The 14,712-nt window shown below is 45.3% G+C and carries 14 protein-coding genes and 2 pseudogenes; 7 read left to right on the top strand and 9 right to left on the bottom strand.

Annotation, left to right across the window (positions count from 1 at the left end; genetic code table 11):
• Positions 1-59 precede the first annotated feature (59 nt).
• The 6 genes and pseudogenes from AC0VYG_RS09495 to AC0VYG_RS09470 all read right to left on the bottom strand — a co-directional run bounded on the left by AC0VYG_RS09495 (position 60) and on the right by AC0VYG_RS09470 (position 4,282).
• Positions 60-470, bottom strand: a complete 411-nt coding sequence (locus tag AC0VYG_RS09495; RefSeq protein ID WP_475432056.1) for a GNAT family acetyltransferase — start codon at positions 468-470, stop codon at positions 60-62.
• Positions 471-581: 111 nt separating this feature from the next.
• A pseudogene (locus AC0VYG_RS09490) lies at positions 582-1,118 on the bottom strand (TIGR00366 family protein); the annotation flags it as partial.
• A gap of 224 nt (positions 1,119-1,342) precedes the next feature.
• Positions 1,343-1,552: a TIGR00366 family protein gene (locus tag AC0VYG_RS09485; protein WP_475432055.1), complete on the bottom strand. Its 210-nt coding sequence runs from the start codon at positions 1,550-1,552 to the stop codon at positions 1,343-1,345.
• 118 nt (positions 1,553-1,670) lie between these two features.
• Positions 1,671-2,846 carry an acetyl-CoA C-acetyltransferase gene (locus tag AC0VYG_RS09480; protein WP_475432054.1) on the bottom strand — a complete coding sequence of 392 codons (1,176 nt, stop codon included), beginning with the start codon at positions 2,844-2,846 and terminating at the stop codon, positions 1,671-1,673.
• 57 nt (positions 2,847-2,903) lie between these two features.
• Positions 2,904-3,572: a CoA transferase subunit B gene (locus tag AC0VYG_RS09475; RefSeq protein WP_199478229.1), complete on the bottom strand. Its 669-nt coding sequence runs from the start codon at positions 3,570-3,572 to the stop codon at positions 2,904-2,906.
• A gap of 11 nt (positions 3,573-3,583) precedes the next feature.
• Positions 3,584-4,282, bottom strand: a complete 699-nt coding sequence (locus AC0VYG_RS09470) for a CoA transferase subunit A (RefSeq protein WP_475432053.1) — start codon at positions 4,280-4,282, stop codon at positions 3,584-3,586.
• Positions 4,283-4,400: 118 nt separating this feature from the next.
• On the opposite strand from AC0VYG_RS09470, the gene AC0VYG_RS09465 reads away from it, so the two are divergent.
• Positions 4,401-5,303, top strand: a complete 903-nt coding sequence (locus AC0VYG_RS09465; RefSeq protein ID WP_199478227.1) for a LysR family transcriptional regulator — start codon at positions 4,401-4,403, stop codon at positions 5,301-5,303.
• A 291-nt stretch (positions 5,304-5,594) separates the two neighbouring features.
• Here AC0VYG_RS09465 and AC0VYG_RS09460 read toward each other — a convergent pair whose 3' ends face one another.
• Entirely contained in the window at positions 5,595-6,500 is a 906-nt protein-coding gene (locus AC0VYG_RS09460) for a LysR family transcriptional regulator (protein WP_475432052.1), read from the bottom strand.
• 237 nt (positions 6,501-6,737) lie between these two features.
• Here AC0VYG_RS09460 and AC0VYG_RS09455 point away from each other — a divergent pair, with 237 nt between their 5' ends.
• The 6 genes from AC0VYG_RS09455 (at position 6,738) to fdhA (ending at position 14,041) form a co-directional block, all read left to right on the top strand.
• Complete coding sequence (locus AC0VYG_RS09455) at positions 6,738-6,944, top strand: hypothetical protein (protein WP_475432051.1); 207 nt, start codon at positions 6,738-6,740, stop codon at positions 6,942-6,944.
• A 273-nt stretch (positions 6,945-7,217) separates the two neighbouring features.
• On the top strand, positions 7,218-8,441 hold the full coding sequence (locus AC0VYG_RS09450) for an MFS transporter (RefSeq protein WP_475432050.1): 1,224 nt from the start codon (positions 7,218-7,220) through the stop codon (positions 8,439-8,441).
• Positions 8,438-9,100 (top strand): hypothetical protein, encoded by a 663-nt coding sequence (locus tag AC0VYG_RS09445; protein WP_475432049.1) that lies wholly within the window; start codon positions 8,438-8,440, stop codon positions 9,098-9,100. The genes AC0VYG_RS09450 and AC0VYG_RS09445 overlap by 4 nt, the downstream gene beginning before the upstream one ends.
• A gap of 114 nt (positions 9,101-9,214) precedes the next feature.
• Positions 9,215-10,144: a SphA family protein gene (locus tag AC0VYG_RS09440; RefSeq protein WP_475432048.1), complete on the top strand. Its 930-nt coding sequence runs from the start codon at positions 9,215-9,217 to the stop codon at positions 10,142-10,144.
• A 751-nt stretch (positions 10,145-10,895) separates the two neighbouring features.
• A complete protein-coding gene (locus AC0VYG_RS09435; RefSeq protein WP_475432047.1) occupies positions 10,896-12,671 on the top strand; it encodes an SLC13 family permease in 1,776 nt (591 codons plus the stop codon).
• Positions 12,672-12,847: 176 nt separating this feature from the next.
• Positions 12,848-14,041 (top strand): formaldehyde dehydrogenase, glutathione-independent, encoded by a 1,194-nt coding sequence (fdhA, locus tag AC0VYG_RS09430; protein WP_475432046.1) that lies wholly within the window; start codon positions 12,848-12,850, stop codon positions 14,039-14,041.
• Positions 14,042-14,081: 40 nt separating this feature from the next.
• Here the strand turns inward: fdhA and AC0VYG_RS09425 are convergent.
• Both AC0VYG_RS09425 and AC0VYG_RS09420 read right to left on the bottom strand, forming a co-directional pair.
• A pseudogene (locus AC0VYG_RS09425) lies at positions 14,082-14,306 on the bottom strand (integrase core domain-containing protein); the annotation flags it as partial.
• A gap of 137 nt (positions 14,307-14,443) precedes the next feature.
• Complete coding sequence (locus AC0VYG_RS09420) at positions 14,444-14,680, bottom strand: thioredoxin family protein (protein WP_475432045.1); 237 nt, start codon at positions 14,678-14,680, stop codon at positions 14,444-14,446.
• Positions 14,681-14,712 lie beyond the last annotated feature (32 nt).

Below are 14,712 nucleotides of genomic sequence, written 5' to 3'. Positions count from 1 at the left end.
TGATATAGGCCAGATTACCGTATCTGGTGGGAATAAACGAGTAGTAAGGACAGGCTGAACTAATCCAGTAACAACCCCATACTGACTCGGGGCTCCACAGAAAAACCAAGGGCTTCATAAAACTGCACAACTTGTTTGTTGTCCTCTCGCACCTGTAAATTGACCTTAATGCAGCCTATTTCTCGCAAGGCGTCTAGTGCATGAGTCACCAAAGCTCTACCAATGCCTTCGCCTTGATGGTCAGGCCTTACAGACACAGCATATAGCCATCCACGGTGGCCGTCATATCCTGCCATGCAGGCTCCTACCAATTCCCCACCCTCCTTGGCAACAAAAATCAAGTCATCCACCTCGCGCTTCGCCGCCAACATTAAAGCGGGTTCATTATGAGCACCGTTATTGGGAAACAATTGCTGCCATAACTCAATCAAGTCCTGCTGATCATTGGGGTGATAGGTTTCAATCGCCATATTCTGCTTCCTTCCATTGCATTTAATACTGGGTTAAAACAACAATACGGCCTGATAGACCGTATTGTTCGTTGTAAATGTGCTAATCGTTTATCCTACTAGAAAGTCCTCCTAAAACAGAAGAAAGCCGGCTGAAATAATCACCCCAGAGCCTAGTAGCGCCATAATGCAATAGCCCATCACGTCTTTTGCCCCAAGCCCTGCAATCGCCAAGGCAGGCAAGGCCCAAAAAGGTTGGATCATATTCGTCCAAGCATCGCCCCAGGCAATGGCCATGGCCGTTTTTGCTGCATCCACACCCAGCGCCGCGCCCGCTGGCATCATGATAGGTGCTTGTACCGCCCACTGACCACCGCCAGAGGGCACAAAGAAATTCACCACACCAGCACTTAAAAAGGTAAACAATGGAAACGTCGTCTCATTGGAAATGGACACAAACAGCTGGGAAATAACCCCAGCGAACGACTGACCGGTTGGACCGACCGCCGTCATCATTCCCATGATCCCCGCGTAGAAAGGGAACTGCAGCAGAATGCCCGCACAATTCCGCGCCCCTTGGGAGACCGAATTCAACAAGCTCTTAGGGGTACCATGGAGCAAAATCGCCGTGAACAAAAAAGTAAAGTTCACGATATTCAAATTCAAAGCAAACCCTTTGGTCACAAAATAATAAATAATATGAGACCTTTGTACGATGTCACGAGCGACGCCAAGACGCGGCAAAAACAGACGAGAAAGCGGAGTTTATAGCGATAAATGAGCATTTTGAGTCTGTTTTTAACAAAGTATTGGCAAGCGCAGTAGTCGTACAAACGTCTCAATATAAGCAAAGCCCATAACGCCCAATAACCAAGACAGTAAACGGCTGTTCTCTAAACGCTCGGCAACTTCCAAAATCCACCCGCCCACGCGTTTACTACATGCATTGGCGATTGTCCCGTGCTGGGCATTACCATCACAAAAACCACTAAGGTCAATACAATGGCGAAAATAAACGGGTCAGGCAGATAACGTTGCAGTAATACTACAAAGAATTGGCTAATTTTTTGTAAGAGCGTTTTCTCTTGTGTGAGAGTGTTCATAAGTCTTCCTGTTTTTGTATTTGTTATAGGAGATACGAAACGATCGCCTGTAGACGACCGTTTTATTAATACCAATGGATAAGGCTTTTAAGATTGTGACTGACTAGAGGGTGACAGACTAACGAGACACCAACATGGCGACGCCCATGCCACCACCAATGCATAAAGTTGCCAAGCCTTTATGGGCATCTTGCTTATGCATTTCATTCAACAAAGTCACTAAAATACGACAGCCCGATGCGCCAATAGGATGACCCAGTGCCACCGCACCCCCATTAACATTGACTTTGCTGGTGTCCACGCCCAGTTCTTTATTGACACACAACGCTTGTACGGCAAAAGCCTCATTTGCTTCGATAAGATCCAAATCCGCCACCGACCAATTCACCTTCCCTAAGACTTTTTGCGTCGCCGAGATCGGGCCTGTTCCCATAATGCTGGGATCAACGCCTGCACTGCTGCAAGCTTCAATGGTGGCCAATACCGTTAAGCCTAAACGCTTCGCTTCGTCGTCGGTCGTCACCACAACCATGGCAGCACCGTCATTCAATGATGAGGCATTGCCCGCCGTAACGGTGCCTTCTTTATTAAAAGCGGGACGCAACTTAGCTAATGAGGCTTCACTGGTATCCGCACGGATTTGTTCGTCTTCTGAAACAATAATCGGCTCCCCTTTTCGTTGCGGAATGGAGATCGGAAAAATTTCATCAACAAAGCGCCCTGCTTCTCTGGCTTTAGCGGCTTTTTGCTGAGATTGAACAGCAAACGCATCCTGTTCATGGCGACTAATATCCCAACGGGAAGCAATATTCTCAGCGGTTTGCCCCATATGATAATCATTGAACGCATCCCACAGACCATCTTTTACCATGGAGTCCACCAACTCCCAGTTGCCCAATTTCTTACCACTGCGACTGTTCGGCAACACATGGGCCGCTTGGCTCATGCTTTCCTGCCCGCCAGCCACTACCATCTTGACATCTCCGTTCAATACGGATTGTGCCGCTAGTTGCACCGCTTTTAAGCCAGAGCCACAGACTTTATTGATTGTCATGGCTGACACCGTATGGGCTAGGCCCGCATGAATCGCCGTTTGACGAGCTGGGTTTTGCCCACAACCCGCCGTTAATACCTGACCTAAAATGACTTCGTCTATTTGCTCTTTTAACTCAGGCTGTTTGGCTAACAAGCCTGATAACAATTGCGTTCCCAATTGAACCGCACTCAATGAAGATAACGCTCCATTAAATGACCCTATGGGCGTTCTACCCGCAGCAACAATAACAGCTTTCATATCGGCTCCTTTGACGGTCTCTTATCTTTATGTATTTTCGTTTGTCGAAACAGCGTTTTACGACGCCTGCGCGAACTGCATCTCTGGTACATCATCCGGCACGATTAATTTACCCTGTGTTTTCGCCTGAATCTCTTCCACGGTCACACCAGGGGCACGCTCTTTAAGAATAAAAGCACCATTCTCTATTTCTAACCAGGCCAAATCGGTCAGCACTTTTTTGATACAGCCTTTGCCCGTCAAAGGCAAGCGACAAGACTCCAGCAATTTGGAATCGCCATCTTTAGAAGCGTGGGTCATGGTGACAATGATATTGTCCGCGCCGGCGACCAAATCCATCGCTCCACCCATGCCTTTCACCAATTTGTTTGGAATCATCCAAGAAGCAATACTGCCCTGAACATCCACCTCAAACGCCCCCAATACGGTTAAATCCACATGCCCACCACGGATCATCGCGAAGGATTCAGCCGAAGAAAAAATCGATGCCCCCTTTATCGCCGTGACCGTCTGTTTGCCCGCATTGATCATATCCGCATCAATGGTCTCTTCAGTAGGAAACTCTCCCATGCCCAATAAACCATTTTCGGATTGCAGCATCACCGCCATGTCTTGTGGAATATAATTTGCCACCAAGGTTGGAATACCAATCCCCAAATTGACATAAAAGCCATCTTTTAACTCTTGAGCGACTCGCTGCGCCATTTGTTCTCTTGTTAAAGCCATCTGACACCTCGTTATTCTTTTAGTGTGCGTTTTTCGATGCGTTTCTCAAAGGTACCAAGAACCACCCGATCCACGTAAATACCTGGCGTATGAATTTGCGACGGCTCTAACTCACCGACGTCAACAATTTCTTCCACTTCCACCACTGTGATTTTCCCTGCTGTGGCGGCAAGGGGATTGAAGTTTTGCGCCGTATGACGATAAATAACATTACCATAGCGATCCGCTTTCCAGCCTTTAACAATAGCAAACTCACCGGTAATGGCTTCTTCCAATAGATATTCACGCCCTGCAAAGACACGAACCTCCTTGCCTTCTGCAACCGGTGTGCCCACCCCTGTTGCGGTGTAGAAGGCCGGAATACCTGCGCCGCCCGCCCGCATTTTTTCAGCGAGGGTTCCTTGGGGCGTGAGCTCTACCTCCAGCTCACCATCAAGAAGCTGCTTTTCAAATAGCGCATTCTCGCCAACGTAGGAAGAGATCATTTTTTTGACTTGTTTCTTTTCTAACAAGAGACCAAGGCCAAACCCATCGACCCCACAATTATTGGAAACAATCGTGAGCCCCGTGGTCCCTCTGCGTTGAATTTCGGCAATCAGATTTTCTGGAATACCGCATAGACCAAAGCCGCCAGCAAGGATAGTCATATCATCTTCTAACCCCTGCATGGCTTCTTCATAACTGGAAACCACCTTATCAAACCCCGCCATTATTATTCTCCTTATGAATCGGTGTTTAAAACAGATAAGTTCAGTTTGACGGATCGTGACAAATAAATTAATTTTAATTTTTATATTTATTAATAAGTTTTACAAAACAAGGGCAGCAATGAATATAAAGCAACTACGGGCCTTTTTGTGTGTCGCGCAAAGCATGAGCTTTGCCAACGCTGCCAACCAACTACACCTATCGCAACCGGCATTGAGCTTATCAATCAAAAGCTTAGAAGCGAGCCTCGGCGGAAAGCTACTGACTCGCTCCACCAGAACGGTATCATTAACGCCCGAAGGGGAAGCCCTGTTGCCCATAGCCAAACGCTTATTAACACAATGGGAAAACGCCGAAGATGAAATGAAGCAACGTTTTGCCTTGCAACTAGGTAAAATCAGCATTGCGGCCATGCCATCCTTCGCTGCCTCCTTACTGCCCCAAGCCATTCGTCAATATCACCAACGCTTTCCCAACGTCCAAGTAACCATTGACGATGTACTATCCGATGCGGTGGTCGACATGGTCGCCAACAATCAAGTGGAGCTCGGCATTTCCTTTGAACCAGACACCCTAAATGACCTCACCTTCCACCCTCTGTACGAAGATTGCTTTATTGCCATATTGCCAAAAGACCACCCACTCACAGAGCAAAACAGCATCACTTGGCAAGCGCTCCTCGCCTACGACTTTATTACCCTACAACGTCCCTCCAGCGTACGCGCCTTAATAGAAAGCGCCCTGGCTAATGCTGGCATTCAACTCCATGTCGCCTTCGATGCCCACCAACTCGCCACCGTAGGACGCATGGTCAGCGAAGGCATGGGCGTCGCCGTCGTGCCCGCCCTTTGTCGCAAGCAAGCCAACGAACAAGGCGCCATCTGTCGCCCTATCACCACCCCCGATATCCGCTGGCAAGTTGGCGTCGTCTGCAAACCCAGATCCCACCTCTCCGTTGCCGCCGCCGCAATGCTGGATGTACTGATCGACTCTTATCGATCACTCGACATGGCCACCCTATAAACAAACACCTAATGATTCCAAGTAGCGTATCTCATCATTTCCAATTTCCTCAACTCACTACCCCACTATATCCACACTCATCCGTCATTTCCTCATCCACCCGTTATTCCGGACAGTAGTACGCGAAGGTGGGAACCTATTGTTGGCAACCTTCCTGTTCGACGGTGAACGTAAACAGCTAGGTCAATATGGGACGGGAGATTTTCTAAGCCACGTATTTGGCAATTATTGTTGTTTATTTCAAAATCCGTTTATACATAGCGTTCTCCTCGAGAAAGCCCAGCACCAATCTTAAATACGAGTAATCGCTTCTTTAAACACTTCTCGTAACCAGATCATTCCGAGGTCGGCATTTTGGTATTTGTGCCATTGCATGCGCTCATTTAAGTGAGGCAGTTCAATTGGCAACGCCATTGAAGTTAGTGCCATACCTTGAGAAATAGCTTTTTTAACCAGTGTATTTTGTAAAGTGGCAATACGATCTGTGCCAATCAATAAACTGGGTAAGCATGAAAAACTAAAGGTTCGGATTTGTATATTGCGGTGAATGCCAGCTTTTTCGAAGGAGTACGTCTCAAAAGAAGGGTTCGAGTTGGGTGGCTGCATACAAATATGTCCAGCAGAAAGAAACTTTCCGATAGTCATGTCACCGAGTGCAAGGTGACTTTGGCTCCATACGACACATCGAAACTCATCCTCATGAAGAGGTTCGCTTGGGTGATCGTCCGAACAGAAGATACTCGGTATGATAAGTAAATCGGCCTCACTTCGATCTAGCTCTTTTTTAGGATCACTAACCTGAGGGAGAAAGTTCAGTTTCACGCTACTGTTCTGCTCATGCACCACTTCTAATACATGAGGCACTAAGGTATAGAGCGTGTAGTCAGATACGCAAATTTTAAATTCTCGATCCGTGATGGTTGGGTCAAACTCTGGTGAGAGCATGAGTGACGCCTCAATGCGCCCCAATATCTCTCGAACAGGATGTTCTAATTGTTGTCCATGGGGAGTCAATACCATCTTACGACCGACTTGGGTCAATAGATCATCTTGAAAATAATCTCGTAATCGCGACAAAGAGTTACTCATCGCCGATTGGCTAAGGTGCAGCTCTTCCGCCGCCAAACTCACACTTTGTCGGCGAATTAACGCATCAAGCGCCACAAGTAAATTCAAATCTAACTTTCGAAAATGCATGGTTATTCTTCTTTTTTTGTTTTTGTTTTTTATAAAGAGAGACCTTTATCTGAAGCAGATTACACTCTTCGAATCGATCTTATCAATACATAATAGAAATACAATCCATTTAAACAATGCTTTTTTTTATTCTAGGATGATTTTCATCATAGCAAATCAGACGTAATCGTGAACATAACCATACGATGGCCACTTTTCTTTTTTTGTTCACAATAAAAATAATAAGGAGTTATCTATATGTTTCGTTTCTTTCCTACCAATTACGTTTGGGATTTATCGATTAACCTTGCCCTAGAGATGGGAACGAAAATTGGAGAAGTTCAAGAAATGTGTGGCCCTCTTCAAGCGTTTGCGGATAAACCTAATGCCGCTGCATCCATTTCCTTTCGTGAAAGTTGGTCAAAAATGGCGGACAAATTATACGAGTTGGCCGAAGAAGAATGACCCAGTGAACATTGAATACAAAAAGAACCAGTTTCTCTCAAAAGACACGAACCACATTATTTGCTTTGCTCACTGAGCTCGGTTTGAAGCTAAAACAGGACCTTGTGTCCACGGATCTTGCTTAGGAGAACGGCTGTCTAAGGTCGCTTTTCGCGTAATAGACAAAAAACTCTACCTCGACAGATAGGTTGTTTTCCTAGTTATTTTCCTACTAGGAAGGCAGTCATAAAAAATCAATAAAAATAACAAAATAAAAATAAGAGGCAACATACCATGAACAAACACCACGCCGGCTGGCCTCAGTCCATCCTTCTGCTGCTTGGCAGCTGTTTGCCCGTACTGGGAGCAGTACTCATTGCTCCCGTACTACCCAAGATGCAAGCGCATTTTGCTGACAATGCCATGACAGCGGTGTTAGTGCCTATTTCACTCACCTTGCCAGCATTGATGGTTGCCTTTTTCTCTCCCGTTGCTGGGTTGATTGCTGACAAATTAGGTCGCAAACGCATTCTGGTGTATTCCATGTTGATGTACAGCATTTGTGGAGTGTTGCCTATCTGGCTACCTACATTAGGAAATATCGTCATCAGCCGTGCTGGCATTGGTTTAGCAGAAGCCGCCATCATGACGTGCTGTACCACCTTAATAGGAGACTATTTTGATGGCAAGCGCCGCGAACGTTTGTTTGCCTTACAAATGGTTGCTACGTCTCTGTCTGCCGCTATTTTCATCTCTGTAGGTGGGGTATTGGGCCAAGAAAACTGGCGAACGCCATTTTGGCTTTATGCATCGGGCCTGTTGTTTCTTCCATTAATGGCATGGCTACTTTGGGAACCCGTTGCCAAAATCGACGATAAGATGACATATCAAGATGCAACAACCAAAGCTTTAGCGGCGCAACGTCAACCCATCCCATGGAAAGCACTAACCCCGCTCTATTTTCTCACCATAGTGACAGGCATAAGCTTATTTTTAGTACCAGTTCAGGCTGGTTATTTGCTCAACCTGATTTCGGTGGATGATCCAAGCAAAATTGGCTTAACCATGGGCGCCAACCAAGTCGGTATTTTATTAGGAGCGATTGGTTTCCAAGCGCTTGCTCGCTACAGCCGTACCAGCATATTCATTGCTGGCTTAACACTTACCGGTATAGGCAGCCTGTTAATGTCGCAAGCGAATCAATACACCTTGATGACACTCGCCGTTTCTCTTTCTGGGTTGGGTGTCGGACTGATGATGCCGACCTTAATCACTTGCATCATGTCTTTTGTGAACATGGCACAACGTGGCCGAGTAACAGGTGTCTTCACAGCAATGCTCTTTCTTGGTGAATTCATTAGCCCGCTCATCGTGCTTTCCATGACTCATGGAGACATCAGACAAATTCCTCACGCATTATTTGTCGTCGCTATCGGTCAGCTCGTCATCAGCGCCTTGATCGTCATTCGTATTGTCAAAATCCAACTTTCTGTCGCAGTACAAGGACACAACTTATGAAACTCGCCAGCCTTAAATCCACCCATCCTGACGGCTTATTAGTACTTGTCTCTAAAGACATGCGCCAAGCCTCGTTAGTCTCTGATATAGCACCAACATTTCAAGAGGCGATCAACCATTGGCATCGAGTCGAGCCGTTATTGCAAGCCCGTTATGCCCTATTAAATACAGGAGAGGACAAAACCGCCTTTGCTGCAAAGAAAATGAAAACAGTCTTTGGGTTCATTCAAGCCAAACCTTCCACCAGCTTTGCACCTATCGCCATCACCCCAGATGAACTTGGGGAGGATTGGCAAGATGGCCGTGTAAGCCGCCCTCTTACTATTTCTTGGAATAAACAATGGTTTGGTCACCCAAATGGCAAGGAGATGCACTTTGGTTTTCACCAACTGATCGCTCATGCATCGATCAATACGTTCAACCTAATCGCGCTCAACAGTAAGGAGAAAAACATGAGACTTTCAAGCAACCGCCGCATCGTGGATCTTTCCGACACATTGGATAATACCCCTTACACCGACCCACCACCGCTGCTACCTAAAATCGAATATACGGACCATCAACAAGGTTGGCCTGAAATGGCAGACATGTTTCCTGGGGTGAAAAAAGAAGACCTTCCTGGGATCAGAAGCCAGGGCTGTCGAGAGAATGCAAATTAGCCCGCACAATGGCACACACATGGATTTGTCTTGGCATTATGCCTCTGAATAAGTATCACAAAAACTATTGTGTTTTAAGACATAAAAATAATAAAGCCTTACTTGGATCAAATTATGAAAAACAATAAAATTTCTTTCGCCCTTTCAGCTATCACTCTAGGCATTGTAATGGGTATTTCCTGCCCCGCATTTGCCACAGAGGATCAAGCTCCCACTCCGGTTATGGGATTAGTCGATTTTGGAGCTGGTTTTTTACCTCCAGTCACTCCAATGGGTCTTTTTGCTACTCGAACTGCCTACTATAAAGCAAAAACGATGCATGGTGGTAACGGTAAGGATGTCCCAGGAGAAGACTTCTCAATGGGAATTTTAAGCGTTTCTGCTGCCTATGTTAAAATGACAAATCATAAACTTTGGGGAGGCAACTACGGTGTTGCCGCTGCCTTACCCTTTTTCAATATGAATGGGTCACTTGATATGTATGGTAACCATGTTGCCAGTAGTAGAACGTTTAACGTTGGAGATTTAGATTTCACACCTCTTATCGTCGCTTGGAAACCATCGCCAAATTTAGGGATAAATACTCAGTTTCAAATTCAGATGCCTACAGGTAGCTATGATAAAAACCGGTTCACCAACCCCGGTCTAAACCATTGGGCATTTACACCTAAATTTGCTGTTAGTTATATTAACGACGAAGGTTATGAGTTTTCCTCAAGCTTTGAGTTAGATATTAGCACACAAAATAAGGATACAGATTATACTAATGGCATTGAATACCTACATGAATTTGCTGTTGGTAAACACATTAATCATTGGACCATAGGTCTAGCTGGATACTATTACAAACAGCTCTCAGATGATAAAAAAGATGGCGTCACTTACAAAGATGGCAACCGAGGTAAAGTCGTTGCGATAGGACCTTCAATTCAATTTTTATCGCCACGACTACCAACAATAGACTTCCATGCTTACAAAGAGTTTGATGCAGTAAATCATGCAGAAGGGTATAACCTTGCTCTTATTGTTGCGCAAGCTTTTTAGAAAATAAAAGTGACATAACTAAGAGACTTATGTATAAAATAACCGTCTCTGAATAATGGCGTTTCTGATAAGGAGCGCCATTATCTTCTATAAACCTACTCAAGTAAAAGGCTTAAAATTGAGCCTTGCTGGTGGCCCAAGCAGATCTTTTAGACGAGATTTTGACAATACTCATCATTAAATAGCGTCGCGTTGTTTAAATTATCTTGATAAATAGAAATCTTATTTAAATCATTTACCTTAAAACAATATTCAAAGAGAAAGCTAATGAAAAACTAATCAGATATTTTTGCCAAAAAGATGTTGAACTTATCTATGGCAAGCGCTATTGCGTTATTAGTCGGCTGCGCATCACCCGCTCAATACCTCAAATAGACCTACCTATCATGATCCAAAAATGGTGATGCAGCATTGGCGACGACATGTTGAACAAAGAACCCTCAACCTTATTAGCCTTTAATGATGCTGTAAGAAAAAGTCGGGCTGATGCTTCTGCGACAGAAAGAGAACACTTAGCAATAACGCCAAATCGTACATTGATGATCAGCATATGCGGCTGTTTTATTTCCACAATATGATTACTACCCCCCTAAGCTGTGGTCAGACCGAGGCTTTTCTCTACCTCTTATAACTTAAATTTATATTCTATATAAGAATATATAGATCATTTTTTATTTCTTTTAATTCTTAAAACACGCTCTAGAATGCCTTTTATCCGATTCTTTTCTTTGCCATCAAACTAGGAGCCTATATGGGTTGGGACGGTTGGTTTTCGTTAACTCTTACCATTGTTGTTTTAGCTACATTAATCGTTTCACGCATTGGCCCTCACATTGTGATGATGGGAGCGCTGACCTTGCTCAGTTTATTTGGCATCTTATCTCCTAAGGAGGCCGTTGTAGGGTTTAGTAATACAGGATTAATTACGGTCGCGGCGATGTTTGTGGTGGCAGCAGGCATTCATTCCTCAGGCGGTGTCGATTTGTTGGTCAACAAGCTCTTGGGGTCACCAAAGTCCGAACGCTCGGCCTTGCTTCGCATATTTTTCCCGGTTGCTTTGCTGAGTGCTTTTTTAAATAACACGCCAGTGGTCGCCACTATGATTCCAGCGATTCATTCGTGGTGCAAAAAGATCAATATACCAGCCTCTAAATTAATGATCCCATTGAGTTATACGGCCATTTTGGGCGGTACGGTGACGTTAATCGGCACCAGTACAAATTTGATTGTTAATGGGCAATATAAAGCCTTAACGGGCCACGCAGGTTTTAGCTTGTTCGATATCACTGCCTTAGGTTTGCCCGTGGCCATTCTTGGCGGGCTATTTATGTTTATCTTCTTTCCTAAGCTGTTACCCAATAAGAAAGACAATCAAGCGTTTGCAAATGTTAGAGAATTTACTCTAGAAGTGATGGTGACAGAACATGGTCCCTTAGTGGGTCGATCCGTTGAAAACGCAGGCCTGCGTGATATCAAGCGCATATATTTGGTTGAGATTGAACGCAACGGTGCCAGTATTTCTGCCGTGTCGTCAGATGAGGTCTTATTTGCTAACGACCGCCTTGTATTTGCTGGCGATACGGAGGCGATTTCAGATTTACTAAAAATTCATGGGTTAAGTGCCCCACAACATGATGATCATCTGGACACTCTCAAAGAGCCGAAAGCAGGACGACGCCTTGTTGAAGCGGTTGTTTCACCTCACTGTGATGTCATTGGCAGCAATATTCGTAGTGCCCAGTTTCGTAACCGCTATGGGGCTGCGGTATTGGCCGTTGCCAGAGCGGGGGAACGGGTAAAAGGCAATTTAGGGAACATTACCCTGCGCGCAGGCGATACGCTTTTATTAGAAGCTCGTCCCGCCTTTGTCACTCGTCAACAATATAACAAAGACTTTTTGCTGATGAATGAGCTTGATCACGATACCCCACGCCATGAAAAGGCCTATTTAGCGTGGGCGATTCTCACGTCGGTTGTGGTTGCAGCGGGATTGGGCGTGATATCTATGCTCAATGCGGCTCTGTTAGGGGCTGGGTTGATGCTGTTAACGGGCTGTTTGAGCGTCTCTCAAGCGGAAAAAAGCATTGATTTAACCGTGATCATCACCATTGCTGCCTCGTTTGCCCTTGGCGCTGCCTTACAAAAAACAGGGGTTGCCGAGTATATTGCGACCAACATAGTGGCGTTAAGCGCTGGCAACGCCGTACTCTTGTTGATCCTCACGTACATCACTATCTCCATATTAACCGAAGTGATCACCAATAATGCCGCCGCTCTCTTAATGCTACCGATCGTATTAGAAATCACCAATAAGGCGGGTTTAAACCAAGAGCCCTTTATCTTCGCCATTATGATGGCCGCGTCGGCCAGCTTCGCTACGCCACTTGGCTATCAAACCAACCTAATGGTGTACGGGCCGGGGAACTATCGCTTTGGGGACTTCCTAAAAGTTGGCCTTCCCATGAACATCTTTGTCGGCATTATCACCCTTAGTCTATTAATTAACTTTTGGCCATTGCACCAATAATTAATCATCTATTCTCCTTAGTTAATACAATTACGAATCAAATAAGAAAGGATGAAAAGCGACTTCTAGGAGGTCGCTTTTAGCGTGTTTTTGGGTCGTAAAAAGGACTATCCTAATAATGATTGGTGACAATATGACCAGTCATTCCATACATAAAATAAAAAAGGATGTCATATATGAACAATCATGCAAATCGCGGTGTCGTCTATCAAGGTAATGGGACAGTCAAAGTTAATGCGATTCCCTTCCCTGAATTGTCTTTAGGAAAACGTCAGTGTCATCATGGGGTTATCCTGAAAGTCGTCACCACTAACATATGCGGTAGCGATCAGCACATGGTTCGTGGTCGAACCACCGCCCCAACAGGATTAGTACTCGGGCATGAAATCACAGGTGAAGTCATCGAGTGTGGACGAGATGTTGAGTTCATCAAAGTGGGTGATTTGGTGTCTGTGCCATTTAACATTGCCTGCGGCCGTTGCCGTAATTGTAAGGAAGGCAAAACGGGTATCTGTTTGAATGTTAACCCTGCTCGACCAGGAGCGGCCTATGGTTATGTCGACATGGGCGGCTGGGTGGGTGGACAAGCCGACTACGTCATGGTGCCTTACGCTGATTTTAACCTACTTAAATTCCCTGATGCGGACCAAGCCCGCGAAAAAATCCAAAGCCTCACCCTATTATCTGATATTTTCCCAACAGGCTACCACGGCTGTGTAACAGCTGGCGTTGGTCCTGGCTCTACCGTCTACATTGCAGGGGCAGGTCCGGTTGGTTTAGCGGCGGCGGCCTCGGCTCATTTACTAGGAGCAGCCTGTGTCATCGTTGGTGACATGATCGAAGATCGTCTGAATCAAGCCCGTTCATTTGGCTGTGAAACTATTGATCTAAAAGAAGATGGCGATATTCAAGATAAGATTGAAGCCATTCTTGGTGATCGCGAAGTGGATGCGTTCGTGGACTGTGTCGGTTTTGAAGCTCATGCTTGTGGCTGCAACCACCATCAAGAAGCCCCTGCTGTGGTATTGAACTCTGCGATGCAAATGACCCGTGCAGGCGGTCAGATCGGTATTCCAGGGCTGTATGTAACAGAAGACCCAGGCGCCCAAGATGATGCAGCAAAACATGGTAGCTTAAGCATGCGTTTTGGACTTGGATGGGCAAAATCTCATTCCCTACATACGGGTCAATGCCCTGTGATGAAGTACCATAGACAGCTCATGCAAGCCATCTTGTTTGATAAAATTGACATCGCTAAAGCCGTGAACGTGCAGATGATCTCCCTAGACGAAGCACCACAAGGCTATGCTGATTTTGATGGCGGCGCGGCGAAGAAATTCGTTATCGACCCTCATAAAATGGTGAGCTAATCAGTTAATTATGTGTCGTCCTAAAATAAGTTGACGGTTGTTAGGCCAGCTCCCGTAGCTGGCCTTTCTCTTTCCGCACTTGATTTGGTGTCTTCATTTTAATACTTAAATGATTATACATATTGACTGATTCATTAATCCAAACAGCAAGATCGTCGAAGGTCTGGCAATCATATATCAGAAACTCCAGTTTCAAAATGCCGTTCACTCTCTCTGCTAGAGCGTTTTGGTAGCCATCATACCCATCCGTCATTGATGGTCGCATTAAGTGAACTTGAGCCTGTTTATGTCAACGTATTTCAGGACTGCCTCCAAAAAAAAGCAGCTCCGTATAGTGCTTTTCTAAGCTGTGTATTTGGCGGTGAATACTTATTTCTGTCTCGTTTTTTAATTCAAAAGCAGTTAGCTACGAAGCCAAGATTCAACATTCTCGGTTGAGGGAATGCTTCCCTGATGGATCACTTTCTCATTCATAACAACCGCTGGCGTTCTCATCACGCCGTACGCCATGATTTGTTCTGGGCTTTGTATTTTCTCAACAACGATTTCAATGCCTGCTTTTTCGGCGATTTGCTTGAGTTTCTTTTCGGTGTTTTGGCATTTTGTGCAGCCTGAACCAAGTACTTTGAAGGTTTTCATTATTTTCCCCTGATGATTTTGTAAGAAACATG

Source organism: Marinomonas sp. 63XJN7_7_ISO-PGPR-S23-202, from assembly GCF_056173505.1.
Note: the sequence above shows the minus strand (reverse complement) of the source record. Positions and strands in the feature narration are given on the sequence as shown.